We start from the raw sequence: 16,768 nt of genomic DNA, 5'->3' as shown, positions 1-16,768 counted from the left end.
GCGCGGCAGGACATCGCCGTGGGGGCGGGTCGTGTGGGGAGCGGCGTGGCCGCGTCAGTGAAAGGTCGAACATGCGTGGCGTAAACGGGGGAGGGGCGCCTGCGCGCCGATCCGGGCGGGTCCGGCGGACCCTGATCGGGGTCACGGCGGCGGTGTTGCTGCCGTTCGGGACGATGGTTCCCGCGAGCGGCGACGCCGATCCGAATGCGATCGACTTCGCGGTCGAGTCGTCGATGGGCACCATCAACACGCGCATCGTGCGCGCGGCCGACGGCAACACCGACCGGGTGGTGTACCTGCTCGACGGTGAACGCGCCGAAAACGACCTGAACGGCTGGGAGAAGCACACCTCCATCCCGGCGCAGATGGCGAAGTTCAACATCAATGTGGTGATGCCGGTCGGCGGGCAGTCCAGCTTCTACGCCGACTGGGAGCAGCCGAGCAGTTTCAACGGGGTGAACCCCGACGGGTCGATGCTGCCGAGCGCCGATTCCGGTTCGGCCATCGGTGGCTGGGAGGACACCCAGGGCAAAACCACCGCCTACCAGTGGGAAACCTTCATCACCAAGACGCTGCCCGAGGCCTTGAAGTCGCGGTTGGGGTTCAGTTCCACGCGCAACGGTGTGCTTGGGCTGTCCAGTGGTGGCAGCGCGGCGCTGTTGATGGCGGCCTACTACCCGGAGCAGTTCAGCTATGCGGGATCGCTGTCGGGGTACCTGCACATGTCGATGCCCGGCATGCGGGAGGCGCTCGGTGCGGCCATGATCGCCAGCGGCGGGTACAACATCGAGGCGATGGCGCCCGCGGGCAGCGAGAAGTGGCGACGGATGGACCCTTACGGGTTCGCCGAGAAGCTGATCGCGAACAACACCCGCCTCTACATCTCGGCCGGTAGCGCCAAGCCCGCCGATCAGGATCTGTCGTCCATCGACGCGATCACCCAGGGCATGCCGCTGGAAGCGATCGCCCTCGCCAACACCCGCTCGTTCGAAAAGCGGCTCACCGCACTGGGTTACACCAACGTGAGTTACGACTTCCCCGACATCGGTATCCACAACTGGGGCACCTGGGAGCAGGTGGCGATCCGGTTGATGCCGGACATGGCACCCCACATCGGCAAGCCCCTGCCCGCGGGTGCCAAGCCGCCCGCCGCTGCCGCGCCCCCGGGTGCTCCCGGTGCGGAGCCGCCGGCCGGTGGTGCACCGCCGAAGTAGGTTGTCCCACATCCAACCGCCGCTGTCCGTCTGGACAGCGGCGGTTGTCGTTTCGGCTGGTCGTGCTTGCGGTCAGTTGGTTCTGATCGGTGCGTCGGTCGACCAGCCCCAGGTGGGTTCGGTGTCGATGGTGATCTCGGCGGGGGGTGCGGTGATCAGGCGGGTGAGGCGTTGGAGTTCGCCCCAGTCGCGGGTCCAGTCGTCGGCCAGGTAGGACGGGATGGTCTGTGATCGCATGAGCATGCCGGTCCAGCCGAGGGGGCCGCCGCCGGTGTCGCCCTGCCAGGTTTCGGAGACCTGGGCGTTGAGTTTGTCGGGGAGGATGCGCCAGATCGGCATCTCGGCCACGCCTGCTCGATGATCGAAGGGGCGCTGGCAGGGGAAGGCCAGTCCCACATGCCAATCCGCGAGCACCGGGTTCTCTTCGCCGACCATCGTGTTGAGCGTTGTCAGCTTCGGCAGGCGTGGTGGGGTGAGTGCTACCCACTGCATCGGATCGGGGTCGCCCTCGGTGATGAGGCGAACAGCATTGGTGCCCACCGGAATCCGATCCAGTGCGACTGGAAGATTCCGCCACCCCGGTGCACCGCCCACACTCGGCGGGGTCGCTTCGCCCAACAGCGAGAACGTTCCCCCGGCCTCCCGACCGAACTCCACGCGGAGCCGCTGTCCCGGCATGGGCGCCCCGTCAGGCCCCATTCCTTCGATGCGTCCGGCAACGGTGAGGATCAACACCCGGTAAGCAGGATCACGCCGCACCGCTGCGAGATCCATCCGGAACCACTGGGTGACCAGCTTGCTGGCACGAGGCTCTCCCACGGCGTAGCTACCGAGAACCGGCGTCCGCTCCGGAGCAAGCCCGAACGGAAGCGCCACGGTACTCCCGTTGACACCGGCAATCCCTGTCCCGTACGGCCCTGCGCCGCCACCAGGCGCGCTGCTGGGTGCTGGACTTCCAGGTGCTGGGCCGCTGGGGCCGCCACCGGGTCCTCCTCCGCTGGGGCTTCCTTGCGGAGGACCGGCCGTGGCTCCATTCGGTCCGGTGGGCGCGCTGCCACTCGGGCCGATGCTGCTGGGCCCTGCGCTGCCACTGGGTGCTGGGCCGCCTGGGGCGGCAGGTGCGCCACCGCTGGGTCCACCACCTGGTGGGGAACCGGCTGCCCCGCCATTCGGTGCGCCGCCGGGGCCGCTACCCGGCCCTCCACCGCCGGGACCGGAGCCGGAGGGTGGTGCGGACGACTGGCCGGGGCCGGGGTCCGGGGCGAGGCTGCCCACGCCGTTCGGGGTGAAACCGGTGTTCTCGGCGGTGAGGCTGTCGGCGACGGTGCCGGTGTACGGGGTGAGCAGGGAGTCGGCGGTGTTGGTTTCGACCAGGACGTCGTCGGCCATGGCGCAGGGGTTGCCGGTGAGGGCACGCAGGTTCGACAGGCCGACCGAGTAGGCGGGGTACTGCGAGATCGCCGCCGAGGCGAGCGAACCCACCTCGAAGAGCACCAGCGCTGCCGCTACGAGGCTCAGCGGCGCAACCGGGGCGACCTTGAAACGACCAGCCGCAGCCCACTTCCCAGCAAACGGCACCCTCCTGTCGGCCCCCGATGCTCGAGGATCACCGCCGTTCTCGGTGTCGAGAAGTGCTGCACCACGCTTGTCGACGACTGGGTTGCCCCTCTCGGATGTGCGCGGGTAGTCCGCCGTCGGCTGGTCGTCGTGGTCGGGTGATGGTGAATGGCCGTCGCGGAGGGAATCGGCGGGGGCGCTGTCGTGCTCGGCGGAGCCTCGCAGGGTCTCGCCCTCGGGCGTGCGCGGTTGGCTGTTGTGGTCGCCAGTGGGTGTCCGGGTGCCGTGTTCGTGTGGGCGGGGCTCGCGGTAGTACTGGTAGAGCGCGAGTAGGAGGGTTGCTGTGGTGGCGGTGAGGGCGAGGGTGGACAGGCTTACACTGCCGAGGTCGGGGGCGCGGTCCGGCCAGGGGACGCCGTAGCCCGAGACGTACCACCAACCGTTGGAGCCGGTGAGGCTTACCGCGAGGAGGAACAGGACCGCCGCGGTGAAGAGGGTGCGGACGTATGCGGCGTGAATGATCCTGCGGCTCAGAGCGACTGCGGTGACAGCGGCGAGGGCGGCGGCCAGGCCCGCGTACACGCCGAAGTGGTGGGTCCACTTGGTGGGGGTGAACATCATCAGCAGCAGTGCCAGGAAAACCACTACGAGCAGGCGGTTTACCGGCCCGCGGGCGGTGCGGGGGACGCGCCCGTGGCGCAGGGTGGTGAGGACGCCGATGATCAGGCACAGCAGCATGGCGAGGATGCCGAAGCGCCGGGCGAGGGAACCGTCGGGGTTCACCGACAGCAGGGTGTCCCAGCGGGTGCGTTCCTCGAACCAGGACATGTCGGGGCCCACGAGCTGGCGCACGCGGGTGGCTTCGAGAACGGTCGCCAGGGTCTGGTCGGCGAAGACCACAACCAGAACGAGTGTTCCGGCGGCGGCGATCGGTGCGAGCAGAGTGGCGTACCCGCTCGGTGTGGAGCCGGAGCGGGCGACGATGGTGCGCAGAACCGGGCGTGAAGCGGCCATAAGCGCTGCCGTGCAGATCAATCCGGTGGGACCGGCGGCCAAGGAGAACGCGGCGACGAGCACCGCGACGGCAGCCGGCAGCAGACGCCTGGTCGCCACCGCGCGCTCCATCGAGCACCAGGTCACCAGCACCCCGACGGCGATCAAGGGTTCCGGACGCAGACCGTTGTTGTACGGCAGCCAGATCGAGAGGAACACCAGCGCACCCGTCCACACCGCCCAGCGGTTCGCGGCAATGCCCAAGCGGGGCAGCACTTCCCGGCTGAGCAACAGCCAGCACACGAGTCCGGCGAGCAAAGCGGGCAACCGCATCCACACGCCTGCCTCGCTGACCCTGCTCATCCAGGCGAGCACCTCGTACGGCCAGCCGAACGGCGCCTCCGCCACCTGGAACCACCGGTAGTAGTTGGCCGTATACCCGGCCTCGCGCGCGGACCGGGCCATCGTGAGGATGTACCCGTCGTCGGAACTGTTCGCCCCGATCACATGCCACACGACCAGCACGCCCGCAACGGTCGCGTCGACCGCGCGAAACCGCCACCAGCCCATCGGAAGTAAGCGGCGGGTGCGCCTGCCGTCGCGAAGGTCGCTGCGGTGCAAGCAGATCAGCGACACCAGCGTGCACAGCACCGCACCGATGATCGCCGCCAGCTTCCACCCACTCGGACTCGACGAGAACCGCGCATCGATCTCGGCATGCAACCGCGCGTCACCGAGCCGCCCTCGATCGAGTTCGGTGAACACACCCACAACCTGCGGCCGCACATCCCCCTGCACAGCCGTCCGCATCACCGCGCCGCCGCGGTCCGCCACTCCGACGATCTCGGCACTGGTGCGCCCCGCATCGGAGAAGACGACAAGCGCACAGCCACCGTCCGCCGCGCCTGGCGCCAGGCCACTCTCAGGCACTGCCGATGGTGCTGCCGGCGCCCCCACCGGTGCTGCTGACGGCGCTCCCGATGGTGCTGCTGACGGTGCTGCCGGTGGCGCTTGTGACGGTGCTGCCGGCGGTGCTCCTGATGGCGCTGCCGACGGTGCTCCCCGTGGCGCTTCCAAAGGTGCGGCGGGCGCCGAGGGCAAGGGTGCTCCTCCTACCCCAGGCGCTGCGGGACCGGTCGGGAGGCTGGTGAGGGGGACGTTCAGCAACAGGCGGTCGCGCAACACCATTGACAGCGTGCGGCCCTGGTCGGGGCGGTCCTCGACGCGGGCGACCAGGCCCTTGGAGCCTGCTCGGGGAGCTTGGGGTGGGACGGTGGACAGGACGGTTCCGCCGGTGAAACCTCGCAGGGCGGTGCAGGGGATGCGTAGATCGAGGCTCAGCGGCACGTAGTCCACGAGCGGCGCGCTGACCTGCAGCGACTTGTCCTGCGGCCAATCCAGGCTCGCCCGCTGTTGCTGCACGGGAAGCAGCGGGACGAGAACCGCCAGCAACAATCCGAGCGCCCCCGCCACGATCCCACCAATTTTCGCTCGGCCGAAGCCGGAATCTCCACCCACGAATGACGATGCTAGGCCGTCGAACCGGCTCGCACCCAGTCACTTCGAGATCATCACGCTCCGATGGCGGCATCCCCCGAGAGCCGAACGCCGCCAGCGCGTGACGATCGGCAGTCCAGGAGGGTCAGGGGATGGGGCGGCGGAGTTCGGTGACGGCGATGCGGGCGGCCTCGGCGATGGCGGCGTCGACGACGGGAAGGGCGGGGTCGGCGCGAGCGGCGCGGGTGAAGACCGCGACGGCGACCGGGATTTCGCCGGGGAATTCGACGACCGCGACCTCGTTGCGGATGATGCCGACGGTGCCGGTCTTGCCTGCGACCACGACACCGCGATGTGGGAACCCGGCAGCGACACGATGCGGCCAGATCTGGTTGCGCATGACCGCCCGCACGAATTCGGTGCTCTCCGTGCACAACACGCGGCCCGACCAGAGCAGCCACAGCAGGCGCGTCATCTCCTCGGGAGTGGTCGCGCTGGCGTAGGCCGGGTCGTAGGCCGACACCGTCCACGCCTCGTCGTTGTCGGTCAGTGCCGCGAACGCCTCGGCTGTGCTGTGGGTGTCGGTGTCGCGCACCAGGCTTCGATGCTGATCGGCGGTGCCACCGACGACCCGGGTTTCGGTGAGGCCGAGTTCGGCGGCCAGGTCGGTGACGGCGGCCAGCCCGAGTTCACCGAGGAGAACGTCGGCGGCCGCGTTGTCGGACACCGTCATCATCGAGGTCACCAGATCGCGACGGCTCAATGTGATCGGATCGTGCAGTGCGGCAATACCGGTCGGGCCCGGGGTGCAGTCGGCGGGGTCGATGGTGAGCCTGCCCGCCGGATCGATGCCACCGCGGTCCACCTCGCGATAGAACGCCACGCACAACAGCAACTTGTACACCGACGCCATCACCACCCGATCCCGCCCACCCACCGAGATCTCCGCCGCCGAACCGTCACACCGCCGCGCATGCAGCCACCCACTGCACCCGGCATCCGCGAACACCGCCCGGATCCTGTCCGCGGCCGTCGGGACAGCCCGGTCGGCAGCCACGAATCCCGACTGCGCACGCAGCATGTCGAACGACCGGCTCACCGCGCGCTCCACCGACGATCGCTGCGCACCGTCACCGCAACCGCTCCCGGTACAGCACGCGATCCAGCACGTCCGCCTGTCCGCGGGTATCAGTCCGCCGAATCACCCTGACCCGCAACGCGACCGACTGCGGCGCCAAGGTCAACCACGCGACGCCCGGCGTGGGAGTGGGTGGGGTGGTGGTGAGACCGAAGCTGGTTCCGGCGGCTACCGCTGCCAGCACAGCGCGGTCGTCGGGAGCGGGCAGCGACGGAGTGTCGAGGCCGCGTTCACGCAGCAGATCGAGGAGCGCGTCGTAAGCGGGTGGGTTGGCCGGACGCGGGGGATGGGCGAAGTGCAGGCCGGTGAGCATGGGAAACGTGGGGCGTTCGGTGGTGGTGGTGCGGTGACCGGCGGGAACGACCAGCCAGCGGGGGAGTTTCACGATAGGGCCCGCTTCGACGCCGTCGACCAGGGCCGGGTGTTCGATCACCGCGACATCGCAGATGCCCGAGCGCACGTCGGCGACGAGGTCGACGGTGCTGCCGATCGTGGTCGACACCGTGCCGTCCGCCGGCCGCAACGCGGTGACGCAGGCGGTGACCACGCGGTCCGGCAGGGCAGTGGCCGCCGCGAAGCGGGTGGTGCCGCTGAGCTGGGCGATGCGCCGGGATTCGGCGAGCAGGCGATCGGCGTCGTCGACGAGCAACCGGGCGCGCGGCAGCAACTGCCTGCCCGCCGGGGTGAGCACGGCACCCTGGGTGGTCCGGTGGACGAGCTCGATGTCGAGGTGCTGTTCGAGGCGGCGCAAACCCTGGGACAGCGGTGGTTGGGTCATGTCGAGTGCCGCTGCCGCCCGCCCGAAATGGCCCTCGTCCGCGACGGCGACGAAGAACCGGAGGTGGCGCAGCAGGTCCATGGGGCCATTGAACCAGCGGTCACGCGACGACTCGCCCGAACCGGACGAAGTGCCCAGCGCATCGCCTCGGATACCGCACGTGAACTGCGGCGATATCGATCACGACTCGCGGCGGACGGCATCCGGTATTGGCCGCGCCCCCGCCCGCGATGGTGTGGTGCAACGGTGATTTCCTCCGCTACCGAGCACCCGATCCGCAGACGGCTCGCGGCCGCCGCACTCGCGGTCGCCACGCTGACCTTCACCGCGTGCTCCTCCGAACCCGCGGCCCCGAGCGACACCTCGGCCGCGCCGGGCACCTCGTCCGCCGACACCACCCAGTACGCCGCATTGGAATCGAAATACAGTGCACGCCTGGGTCTCTCGGTCACCGACACCGGAACCGGCGCCACCGTCGCCTACCGGGCCGACGAACGTTTCCCCATCGCCTCCACCTTCAAGGGTCTGGCCTGTGGCGCCCTCCTGCAGGCGCATCCACTCTCGACCGGTTACTTCGACCAGGTCATCCACTACACCGCCGCCGACCTGGTCGAGTTCTCACCCGAAACCGAGAAGCACGTCGACACCGGCATGACCGTAGCGGCCCTCTGCCAGGCCACCATTACCCTCTCCGACAACACAGCGGGCAACCTGGTGCTCCGACTGCTCGGCGGTCCAGCGGGTTTCACGGCGTTCCTGCGTACGCTCGGTGACAACGTGACACGCCTTGACCGCTGGGAAACCGAACTCAACACCGCCATCCCCGGCGACGAACGCGACACCACCACCCCGGCCGCCCTGGCCGCCGACTACCGTGCCCTCGTCCTCGGCGATGCCCTCGCCGAACCCGAACGCACCCAGCTCGCCGACTGGCTGAAGGCCAACACCACCGGCGGCAAACGCATCAAGGCGGGTCTACCCGCCGACTGGACCGTCGGCGACAAGACCGGCACCCCCGCCTACGGTTCGGCCCTCGACGTGGCTATCGCCTGGCCCCCGAACCGCCCGCCCCTGGTGCTCGCGGTCCTGTCGACGAAATCCGAGCAGAACGCCGAACCGTCCAACGAACTCCTGGCCGAGGCGGCGAAAGCGGCGGTCGCCCAGCTCAATTGACCTGCCACCCCGCTCGCACGGAACGGGCGCACAGCTGTGGGTCGTCGCCTGCTCCGACGAACAACGCGGTGAGCATCGGGATGCCGTTGGCGAGCGCCTCGGCGGGCAACGGGCCGGTCGCCACCAGCGCGGCCAGCCCGTGCCCGATCACCCAGCTCTGCGTCGCCAGTTCGAGGGGGTCGACCTCGGCCCGGAAGCGGCCGAGGTCGCGGGCCCTCGCCACGGCCGCCACCAGCCGTTCCAACGTCGCATCGGCGGCCGGCGCGTCCTCGAGTTCGAAACCGGCGTCGAACATCACCCGGTACAGATCCGGTTCGGCCAGTGCGTTGGCGAGGTAAGCCCTGCCGAGGGCGGCCAGGTCGCGCACGGGATCGCCGGTGTCGGGTACCTGGGCGAGGCGCGCGGCCAACCGCGTGAAACCCTCCTGCCGCACCGCTCGCCACAACCCGTCGATCCCGTCGAAATAGGTGTAGACGGCCATCGTCGACACCTCGGTCCCGGCGACGAGCCCACGCAGCGTCACCGGTTCACGCGCCGCGACCATCTGCGCAGCCCGCTCGATCAACATCGACCGCACCGCCGGATTCCGCGTTCTACCCATGGCGCCACATTACATAACAGCGTTATGGTTATGGCATCGACGATGGGAGCGACCATGACCGTGGAACTGATCAATCCGGACGGACTGCCCAAGCCCGATGTGTACCGACAGCTGTCGATCGCGACCGGCTCACGCCTGGTCTTCCTGGCCGGCGGCGTGGCGGCACTGGGTGAACCCGACCTGCTGGTCGAGGTCGAGGCGACCGCGGTGCTCGACTGATCACCCTGCGCGGTACCGGCCGGGGGCCACACCGTATTCACGTTTGAAGGCTTTGCCGAACGCGTATTCGGAGCTGTAGCCGGTGCGCCCGGCGATGGTGGCCAGTGGGTGGTCGGTTTCGCGCAGGAGCCGGGCGGCGGTGAGCATTCGCCAGCGGGTGAGGTAGGCCAGCGGCGGTTCGCCGAGCATGGTGGTGAATCGTTTGGCGAACGCGGCCCGGCTCAAACCCGCACGGGCGCCGAGCGATTCGACGGTCCAGTTGTGACCAGGGTCGTCGTGCACGGCCCGCAGCGCACGTGACAGTTCGGGGTCGGTGAACGCCACCGACCACCGTGCGGTGTCGTGGGTCGTGCTCTCGGCGAGCCAGGCGCGCAACAGGTAGAGCAGGAGCAGGTCGAGCAGCGGTGGGACGGCCGCGTCGGCACCGGGGCGGGCGTCGGTGAGTTCGGCGGCGAGCAGGTCGACGGCGGCGCGCAACGACGCGTGCGTGCCGAGCCGGGCGGGAATATGCACCACCTCGGGCAATTCCGCCAGCAATGGATGGGTGCGATCGGCGGCCAGGTGATACGACCCGCACAGCAGGGTGCAAGCGGCACCGGGGCCGTCGACCACGCGGACGTCGTCGGGTCCCGCGGTCTCGGTGAATGTGCTGGTGAGCTGATCGACCAGACCGTGCGCGACCCCGCGCGGCATCAGCACCGCGTCCCCCGTACCGAGCGCGATGGGTTCGGCCCCCGCCCTGGTGAGCCAGCACGAACCCTGCAGGACGACATGGAAACCGGCACCTTCCATCAGCGGATATCTGCGGCCCCACGGCGCGTGCCGCACGAACATCCCTGACGCCGGGTCGCCGGTGCGTGCGGTGGCCAGGACATCGCTGAGCAGATCCATAACCGGAGACGATACTGCCGAAGACGGATGGATATCTTCTATGGACTCTGGATGATTTCACGTCCTGACTCCTGCCCATACGCTGAGTTCATCAACCGAATGAACAAGGAGCAGGACATGAAGATCGCCGTGTACGGGGCCAGTGGACATGTCGGCCGTTTCGTGGTGGCGGAACTGGGGCGCCGTGGAATCGACACCGTGGTCGTGGGGCGTAACGCGCAGCGGCTGACGGACTTCGGCGTACCTGCCCGGGCCGCCGCGGCCGACGACCACTCCGCGCTTGTCGCCGCCTTCACCGGCGCCGACGTGGTCATCAGCACCCTGCCCGACTACACCGGAACCGGTGAGGGCGTGCTGCGCGCCGCCGTCGCCGCGGGCGCGAGCTATGTGGATGTCGCGGGCGAACAACTGTTCGCCCGCAAGGTGTTCGACGAATACGGGCCGCTCGCCGAGGCCGCAGGCGTCACGCTGGTCACGGCTGTCACAGAGGCAGGCGTGTTCGGTGACCTGCTCGCCCACCTCGGCGCGCGGCGGCTCGGCGGCGCCGACGAAATCGTGCTCAGCCATGTCGTCGCACCCGGTGGTGAGGGTTCACGTGGCAGTATGCGCACGGTGCTGCGCAATCTGGACGTCTTCACCAGTGGTGGTCTGTCCTGGTCCGACGGCGAATTCCGCACCGGCCCCCAGCCGCGCCGGGACGCGCTGCTCCTGCCCGGCGCCACCGACCCTGTCGCGGTGGTGAAGTTCCCACAGCCGGCCGTGGTCACGATCCCGCGCCACACCGCGGCCGCTTCGGTGGAAGGTGTGCTGGCGAAGGAGATCTTCGCGATGGTCGGCACCGTCACCGAGGCCGACTTGGAACGCGCGCCCGAAACACCCTCCGCCCCGGCGCCGTACTCGATGGTGGTCGACCTCCACCGCGACGGAAAAACGCTGCGCGGCATTGGCAGCGGGCCCGACACGTACCGCAACAGCGCCCAGCTCGCGGTGGCGGTAGCGACCCGCATCGGCGCGGGCGCGAAACCGGGCGCGCAGTCACCGGCCGAACTGTTCGATCCGGTCGAATTTCTCGACGCACTGGGCGAATTCGGCATGACCTGGTCGCTCGGCTGAACAAACCCGACGCCGGGCGGTCGCCTTCCTCGCGACGGTGACCGCCCTGGCGCTCGTCGCCCGCGGCACGCGTAAGCGGGCACCCGAGTGGTCGAGCGTGCCCCCAACGCGCCTCGGCTACGGTCCTTGGCGGCGGCCATAGCCGGCGCGGGCGTGCTGTGATGCTCGCCAGCGGCAAGGCTGTCACCAGCGCGGAAAGAGACCACCGGGTCAACAACCGGTGAACCCTGACTGCTCGAGTGGCAGTCGGGACGAGGGCTCGATATGCTCGCCCCCGTTATCGAAACGGGCTGCCTTGCTGCGTGTTTGGCTCGAGGATTGGTGGTTGGGGGCCTGTGGTTACTGCGGAAGTCGGGCCGGTGACGCACGCGACGGGGGACCGCACGACAGCGGGACCGGCGGGGTACGTGGTGCTGAGCGCCGCAGTGGTCATCGTGGTGATCGCCGTGCTCACCGTGGTTTTCGCGCCCCCTGGCATCGGCGTTCCCGTGCTGGTCGGGGCGTTGATCACGGCGCTGATCGCCTGTCCGGCGGTTTTCGTCGCGCTGCGCCAAACCGCGAAAGCCGACCTCTCCGCCGCAGCCGCTCAGCGCGCCGAACAGCAGTTGGCGGCCACCGTCGCCGAGGCGACACAGCGCATCGCGAAGGCCGAGGAACACAGCTCCGCCTACGCCTGGGAAGCGCAGGAGAACTCGCGTCGCGGTGCCGCCGCGCTCGCGGCGTTCGCCGGTGCCGCCAGCCGTATCCAGGCCATGACCACCAGCATGCTCGCCGAACTGCGCGAGATGGAACACCGGCACGCCGACCCCCGCGTGCTCACCGACCTGCTCCACATCGACCACCGCACCGCCCAGACCGGCCGCCTCGCCGACAGCATCGCGGTGCTCAGCGGCGCCCGCACCGGCCGACGCTGGGCCAAACCCATTGCGATGGAATCGATCCTGCGTGGCGCGATGGGCCGGGTCGCCGGATACCAGCGTGTGCGATTGCGCGCGGTGGCCGAGGTCGGTATCGCCGGGCACGCCGCCGAAGGCGTGATGCACGCGCTGGCCGAACTGCTCGACAACGCCTGCAACTTCTCCCCGCCCACCACCGAGGTGCACGTCTACGCGGCGGAAGTGCCCGCGGGCGTGGTCATCACGATCGAGGACAGCGGTCTGGTGATGAGCGAATCGGCCCTGCGCCGCGCCGAGGCCGCCGTGAGCGGACGCGACCACAAGGGCAAGGGCGCCGACCTGGCCTCCCTCTCGGGCACCCGGCTCGGGCTCGCCGTGGTCGGAAACCTCGCGCGCAAGCACGATCTCACCGTGTCGTACCGGCCTTCGGCCATCGGTGGCACGGCGGTGGTCGTCGTCGTCCCGCGCGAACTCACCGCCCGCGCCGAACGCCGGGGCCGCGACACGGGCCGCCACGCCGCGCCCGCCGCGCAGCGTGCCGACACCGGCGGCATCCAGCTCACCAACCTCGGCCAGTTCGACGCACCGACCCCGCGTCCGGCACCGCACACCGAGAACGGCGACCTCGGCTGGGCCGACGCCATCGCCCGCCAGGTGTCACCACCCGCAGGCGAGTCCGCTCACTTGCCCGCGGCGACCACCCCCGCGCTGCCCAAGCGCCGTCGCGGCAGCACGCTCGCGCAGGTCCATCCCGAAGGTCTCACCCCGCCCGCGCCCACCCAGGTGACGCCGGCGAAGCCATCGGCACTCGGCGCCTTCCAACGTTCTGCCCGCACCGAGCCGCGCACAGGCAGCGCCGCCTCTGCACCAGACCCCCAGGAGGACCGATGACCACCACCGCCGCGACCAATCTCGGGTGGTTGCTCGAGAAGCTGCTCGCCCGCACCCCACGCACCCGCCACGCCCTGCTGCTCTCGGGTGACGGCCTCAAGATCTGCCACACCCCGGAACTCGACACCGACCGCGCCGACCAGCTCGCCGCGATCGCCGCCGGTTTCCAGAGCCTCGCACACGGGGCCTCCGTCGAATTCGGTGACGGGCGAGGCGGAGTCCGCCAGTCGATGACCGAGTTCTACGGCGGCATCCTGTTCGTGGTGGAGGCCGGGCTCGGCGCGCACTTGGCGGTGATCGCCGCCGAGGACGCCGACGCGGGCCTGGTCGGGCACACCATGCACGAACTGGTCGAGCAGCTCGGCGAACACCTCGCCGCACAGCCGCGCCGAGGGACGCCGTAATGCTCGGCCGCGACGACGATCCCGACAGGTTCTACACCCTCACCGGCGGCCGGATGCCCGCCGACGACGACTTCGACCTGGTCACCCTCGTGGTCAGCGAATCGGCGCCGAACGCGGGCATGACCTCCGAGCAGGTCGCGATCCTCGAGCTGTGCGTGGCGCCGACCGCCGTGGTGGAGATCGCGGCCGAACTGCGGCTGCCGGTGGGCGTGGCGACGGTTGTGCTGTCGGATCTGCTCGCCGCGGGCAAGATCACCATCAGGCCACCGCTGTCGGCGGCGATGAATCTGGATCTTTCCACCCTCGAGAAGGTGCTCGTTGGACTTCGCAGGCTCTGAAGACGTACCCGAGCGGTCACGGGCGCCGCTGCACAGCACGGCGCGGCACGGGTTGAAAATCGTCATCATCGGCGGATTCGGTGTCGGTAAAACGACATTGGTCCGGTCGGTGAGTGAGATCCGCCCCCTCGACACCGAGGCGACGATGACCGATGTGGGTGTGGGCGTCGACGACGCGAGCGGCGTGCCGGGCAAGTCGACCACCACCGTCGCCTTCGACTTCGGCCGCATCAGCATCGACGACGAGCATGTCCTGTATCTGTTCGGCGCCCCTGGGCAGCAACGATTCTGGTTCCTCTGGGACCGGTTGTTCGCCGGTGCGCTCGGTGCGATCGTGCTCGTCGACCAGCGCCGCATCGCCGACTCCTGGTACGCCATCGACCGCCTCGAACACCAGGGCACGCCATTCGTGGTCGCCTGCAACGACTTCGGTGAATCACATGCCCCCGAGGCGGTGCGCGACGCGCTCGACCTCGACCCGGCGGTCCCGCTGCTGATGTGTGACGCCCGCTCGCGTGAATCGAGCAAACAGGTACTCATCGCGCTGATCGAGCATCTGTATTCTGTTGTTCCACAGGGGGAGACCGTTTCATGAGCACACCAGCAGGGGCCTGCCCGGTCACCGGCGCCGTCCCGCTGAGCGGTCCCGAGTTCCATATCGAACCGCACGAGGTGTACCGGCGGATGCGCCGCGAACACGGCCCGGTCGTCGCCGTCGAACTGCCCGGCGGTTTCCCCGCCTGGCTGGTGATCGGGTACCGCGAACTGCACCAGGTGACCAGCGATCCGGTGCTGTTCCCGCGCGATGTGTCGCTGTGGAACCAGTGGGGGCGGGTGCCCGAGGACTGGCCGCTGCTGCCGATGGTCGGGCGGCCGATGCCGTCGATCTACTTCACCGCCGGTGCCGAACACCGCCGCCACCTGGCCATGGTCGAACCCGCTCTCGACGCGGTCGACCACTTCGAATTGCGGCGTGCCTGTGAGGAACTCGCCGATCAGCTGGTCGACCGGTTCTGTGGGCGTGGCACCGCCGACCTGGTCGCCGAATTCGCCGAACCGCTGCCCGTGCTCGCGCTCGGCCGCATCCTCGGCCTGCCCGACGCCGATGCCGCCGACCTGGCGCTGACCATGAAGACCCTCGCCGACGGCGGCGCCGACGCCCAGGCCGGGCACGTGCGTTTCGCCGAACACATGGCCCGCCTCGTCGCCGCCAAGAAGGCGCGCCCCGGCGGTGATCTCACGTCGCTGATGCTGGCCGATCCCGAGCCGTTCACCGACGAGGAGTACATGAACGACCTGATGGCGATCGCCGCCGCTGGTCATCTCACCACCGCCGACTGGCTCGGCAGCTCGATGCGGCTGATGCTCACCGACGAACGCTTCGCCGCCGCGCTCGGTGGCGGCAGGCGCAGCGTCGGCCAGGCCATGAACGAGGTGCTCTGGGAAGAGGGGCCGACCTCCATCCTGGCCGGTCGCTGGGCCGCCCGCGATACCCGCCTGGGCGACCGCACCATCCGCGCCGGGGACATGCTGCTGCTCGGCTTGGCCGCTGCGAATCTCGATCCGCATGTGCGCCAGTCGTTTTCCGACGGCGACACCGTGCCCACCGGCAACAACGCGCACTTCGCGTTCAGTTACGGCGAATACCGCTGCCCGTACCCGGCGCAGCAGATCGCCGAGATCATCGCGCGCACCGGGATCGAGGTGCTGCTCGACCGGCTCCCCGATGTCGATCTGGCGGTTCCGGCCGACCAGCTCACCCGGCGACCTTCGGCTTTCCTTCGGGGCATGCAAGCACTGCCCGTTCGTTTCACCCCTGTTCGACCCGTCGGAGGTTTCTCGTGAGTTCGCAATGCCCCATCGCCATCGACCCCATGGTCGGTGATCTCGCGGGGGAGACCGCCCGGCTACGTGACGCGGGGCCGATCACCCGGATCGACCTGATGGGTGTGACCGTGTGGACCGTCACCGACCACGCCCTGGCCCGGCAGCTGACCACCGACACCCGCCTGGTCAAGGACATCAACGCCTGGAAATTGTTCGCCGACGGCGTGGTTGGCAACCAGTGGCCGCTGATCGGGATGGTCGACGTCGACCGCTCGATGTTCAGCGTCGACGGCGCCGAACACCGCAGGCTGCGCCTCAAGACCGCGCAGGCGCTGGCCCCGCGCCGGCTCGAGGAACTGCGCCCGCGGATCGAAGCGCTCACCGCCGAACTCCTCGACGACCTCGCCGCGGCCGGTGCCGACGGCACCCCGGTGGATCTCAAGCAGGTATTCGCCTACCCGCTGCCCATGCGCGTGGTCGGCGACCTGATGGGCGTCGCCCGCGAGGACCACGCCCAGCTGCTCGACTGGTACAAGAAGTTCTTCTCCGTGATGACCCCGCAGGACGAGCGCCTGCGCGTGATCGGCGAGCTCGACGTGTACTTCACCGACCAGGTGCGCAAGAAGATCGCCGACCCGGGCGACGATCTCACCTCGGCGTTCGTCGTAGCCGACGAGGGCGGCGAGGCGCTCACCGAGGAGGAGGCGATCGGCAATATCAAGGCCCTCGTCGCCGCCGGGCACGAGACCACCGTGAGCCTCATCGTCAACACCGTGCGCGCGCTGCTCAACGAACCCGAGCAGCTGGCGAAGGTCCTTGCCGGCGAAGTGGACTGGAAGCAGGTCATCGAGGAGTCGCTGCGCTGGGACGGGCCCGTCTCGCATCTGCTGATGCGGTTCGCCACCGAGGACATCACCGTGGGCGAGACCGTCATCGCGAAGGGCGAGGGTGTGGTGATGTCCTACCGCGCTGTCGGCCGTGACTTCGCCGTGCACGGTGAGACCGCCGACGAATTCGACGTGACCCGCTCGACGGCCAACCGCCACCTCGCCTTCGGCTACGGCCCGCACATCTGCCCCGGTGCGGCACTGTCGCGGCTCGAGGCCGCGATCGCGTTGCCCGCGCTGTTCGCCCGCTTCCCGAATCTGCGCCTGGCCGTGCCCGACAGCGAGCTCGGCAACCTGCCGGTGCTGACCCAGAACGATCTGGCCGCCTTGCCGATCACCCTGAACTGACCG

At 69.4% G+C, this 16,768-nt stretch carries 16 protein-coding genes and 1 pseudogene; 11 read left to right on the top strand and 6 right to left on the bottom strand.

The annotated features are described in order from the left end of the window. Positions 1 to 173: 173 nt before the first annotated feature. Positions 174 to 1,214 carry an alpha/beta hydrolase family protein gene (locus tag AB0I35_RS11105; RefSeq protein WP_357395648.1) on the top strand — a complete coding sequence of 347 codons (1,041 nt, stop codon included), beginning with the start codon at positions 174 to 176 and terminating at the stop codon, positions 1,212 to 1,214. 72 nt (positions 1,215 to 1,286) lie between these two features. Here the strand turns inward: AB0I35_RS11105 and AB0I35_RS11100 are convergent, their stop codons facing one another. Continuing rightward, complete coding sequence (locus tag AB0I35_RS11100; RefSeq protein ID WP_357395934.1) at positions 1,287 to 4,694, bottom strand: arabinosyltransferase domain-containing protein; 3,408 nt, start codon at positions 4,692 to 4,694, stop codon at positions 1,287 to 1,289. Positions 4,695 to 4,699: 5 nt separating this feature from the next. On the opposite strand from AB0I35_RS11100, the gene AB0I35_RS11095 reads away from it, so the two are divergent. Then, entirely contained in the window at positions 4,700 to 4,915 is a 216-nt protein-coding gene (locus AB0I35_RS11095; protein WP_357395956.1) for a hypothetical protein, read from the top strand. A gap of 49 nt (positions 4,916 to 4,964) precedes the next feature. On the opposite strand, the pseudogene AB0I35_RS11090 reads toward AB0I35_RS11095, so the two are convergent. The 3 genes and pseudogenes from AB0I35_RS11090 to AB0I35_RS11080 all read right to left on the bottom strand — a co-directional run. Beyond that, positions 4,965 to 5,186 (bottom strand): annotated as a pseudogene (locus AB0I35_RS11090) (hypothetical protein); the annotation flags it as partial. A 220-nt stretch (positions 5,187 to 5,406) separates the two neighbouring features. Continuing rightward, positions 5,407 to 6,342: a serine hydrolase gene (locus AB0I35_RS11085; protein WP_357395933.1), complete on the bottom strand. Its 936-nt coding sequence runs from the start codon at positions 6,340 to 6,342 to the stop codon at positions 5,407 to 5,409. Positions 6,343 to 6,391: 49 nt separating this feature from the next. Continuing rightward, positions 6,392 to 7,258 (bottom strand): LysR family transcriptional regulator, encoded by an 867-nt coding sequence (locus AB0I35_RS11080; protein ID WP_357395647.1) that lies wholly within the window; start codon positions 7,256 to 7,258, stop codon positions 6,392 to 6,394. A gap of 165 nt (positions 7,259 to 7,423) precedes the next feature. Between AB0I35_RS11080 and bla the strand changes: the two genes are divergently transcribed. Continuing rightward, positions 7,424 to 8,350: a class A beta-lactamase gene (gene bla, locus AB0I35_RS11075; protein ID WP_357395646.1), complete on the top strand. Its 927-nt coding sequence runs from the start codon at positions 7,424 to 7,426 to the stop codon at positions 8,348 to 8,350. On the opposite strand, the gene AB0I35_RS11070 is transcribed toward bla, so the two are convergent. Next, a complete protein-coding gene (locus AB0I35_RS11070; RefSeq protein ID WP_357395645.1) occupies positions 8,343 to 8,951 on the bottom strand; it encodes a TetR-like C-terminal domain-containing protein in 609 nt (202 codons plus the stop codon). The two genes, bla and AB0I35_RS11070, sit on opposite strands and share 8 nt — an antisense overlap. A 54-nt stretch (positions 8,952 to 9,005) precedes the next feature. On the opposite strand from AB0I35_RS11070, the gene AB0I35_RS11065 reads away from it, so the two are divergent. Continuing rightward, positions 9,006 to 9,170: a hypothetical protein gene (locus AB0I35_RS11065; RefSeq protein ID WP_357395644.1), complete on the top strand. Its 165-nt coding sequence runs from the start codon at positions 9,006 to 9,008 to the stop codon at positions 9,168 to 9,170. Here the strand turns inward: AB0I35_RS11065 and AB0I35_RS11060 are convergent, their stop codons facing one another. After that, positions 9,171 to 10,061 carry an AraC family transcriptional regulator gene (locus tag AB0I35_RS11060; RefSeq protein ID WP_357395643.1) on the bottom strand — a complete coding sequence of 297 codons (891 nt, stop codon included), beginning with the start codon at positions 10,059 to 10,061 and terminating at the stop codon, positions 9,171 to 9,173. Between the two features lie 117 nt (positions 10,062 to 10,178). On the opposite strand from AB0I35_RS11060, the gene AB0I35_RS11055 reads away from it, so the two are divergent. From AB0I35_RS11055 to AB0I35_RS11025, 7 genes are all read left to right on the top strand, one after another. Continuing rightward, positions 10,179 to 11,174, top strand: coding sequence for a saccharopine dehydrogenase NADP-binding domain-containing protein (locus AB0I35_RS11055; protein WP_357395642.1), 996 nt, complete (start codon positions 10,179 to 10,181; stop codon positions 11,172 to 11,174). Positions 11,175 to 11,533: 359 nt separating this feature from the next. Next, positions 11,534 to 12,961 carry an ATP-binding protein gene (locus tag AB0I35_RS11050; RefSeq protein ID WP_357395640.1) on the top strand — a complete coding sequence of 476 codons (1,428 nt, stop codon included), beginning with the start codon at positions 11,534 to 11,536 and terminating at the stop codon, positions 12,959 to 12,961. Continuing rightward, the gene (locus tag AB0I35_RS11045) at positions 12,958 to 13,365 is read left to right on the top strand and encodes a roadblock/LC7 domain-containing protein (protein WP_067491837.1); all 408 of its coding nucleotides are present in this window, start codon (positions 12,958 to 12,960) and stop codon (positions 13,363 to 13,365) included. Before AB0I35_RS11050 ends, AB0I35_RS11045 begins: the two co-directional genes overlap by 4 nt. Further along, entirely contained in the window at positions 13,365 to 13,703 is a 339-nt protein-coding gene (locus tag AB0I35_RS11040) for a DUF742 domain-containing protein (protein WP_225279015.1), read from the top strand. The genes AB0I35_RS11045 and AB0I35_RS11040 overlap by 1 nt, the downstream gene beginning before the upstream one ends. Before the next feature lie 28 nt (positions 13,704 to 13,731). Then, positions 13,732 to 14,298 carry an ATP/GTP-binding protein gene (locus AB0I35_RS11035; protein ID WP_067491890.1) on the top strand — a complete coding sequence of 189 codons (567 nt, stop codon included), beginning with the start codon at positions 13,732 to 13,734 and terminating at the stop codon, positions 14,296 to 14,298. Beyond that, the gene (locus AB0I35_RS11030; RefSeq protein WP_357395639.1) at positions 14,295 to 15,548 is read left to right on the top strand and encodes a cytochrome P450; all 1,254 of its coding nucleotides are present in this window, start codon (positions 14,295 to 14,297) and stop codon (positions 15,546 to 15,548) included. The genes AB0I35_RS11035 and AB0I35_RS11030 overlap by 4 nt, the downstream gene beginning before the upstream one ends. After that, entirely contained in the window at positions 15,545 to 16,765 is a 1,221-nt protein-coding gene (locus tag AB0I35_RS11025) for a cytochrome P450 (RefSeq protein WP_357395637.1), read from the top strand. Before AB0I35_RS11030 ends, AB0I35_RS11025 begins: the two co-directional genes overlap by 4 nt. Positions 16,766 to 16,768: the final 3 nt, after the last annotated feature.

The sequence above is a fragment of the Nocardia sp. NPDC050378 genome, assembly GCF_040655675.1.
Lineage (GTDB): Bacteria > Actinomycetota > Actinomycetes > Mycobacteriales > Mycobacteriaceae > Nocardia > Nocardia coubleae.
Note: the sequence above shows the minus strand (reverse complement) of the source record. Positions and strands in the feature narration are given on the sequence as shown.

Bases quoted from the DNA above. Each gene is read 5' to 3' on its own strand.
- AB0I35_RS11105 (WP_357395648.1), top strand. From the start codon at position 174: ATGGTTCCCGCGAGCGGCGACGCCGATCCGAATGCGATCGACTTCGCG.
- AB0I35_RS11095 (WP_357395956.1), top strand. From the start codon at position 4,700: ATGGTGCTGCCGGCGCCCCCACCGGTGCTGCTGACGGCGCTCCCGATG.
- AB0I35_RS11085 (WP_357395933.1), bottom strand. From the start codon at position 6,342: ATGCTGCGTGCGCAGTCGGGATTCGTGGCTGCCGACCGGGCTGTCCCG.
- AB0I35_RS11080 (WP_357395647.1), bottom strand. From the start codon at position 7,258: ATGGACCTGCTGCGCCACCTCCGGTTCTTCGTCGCCGTCGCGGACGAG.
- AB0I35_RS11070 (WP_357395645.1), bottom strand. From the start codon at position 8,951: ATGGGTAGAACGCGGAATCCGGCGGTGCGGTCGATGTTGATCGAGCGG.
- AB0I35_RS11065 (WP_357395644.1), top strand. From the start codon at position 9,006: ATGACCGTGGAACTGATCAATCCGGACGGACTGCCCAAGCCCGATGTG.
- AB0I35_RS11060 (WP_357395643.1), bottom strand. From the start codon at position 10,061: ATGGATCTGCTCAGCGATGTCCTGGCCACCGCACGCACCGGCGACCCG.
- AB0I35_RS11055 (WP_357395642.1), top strand. From the start codon at position 10,179: ATGAAGATCGCCGTGTACGGGGCCAGTGGACATGTCGGCCGTTTCGTG.
- AB0I35_RS11045 (WP_067491837.1), top strand. From the start codon at position 12,958: ATGACCACCACCGCCGCGACCAATCTCGGGTGGTTGCTCGAGAAGCTG.
- AB0I35_RS11040 (WP_225279015.1), top strand. From the start codon at position 13,365: ATGCTCGGCCGCGACGACGATCCCGACAGGTTCTACACCCTCACCGGC.
- AB0I35_RS11030 (WP_357395639.1), top strand. From the start codon at position 14,295: ATGAGCACACCAGCAGGGGCCTGCCCGGTCACCGGCGCCGTCCCGCTG.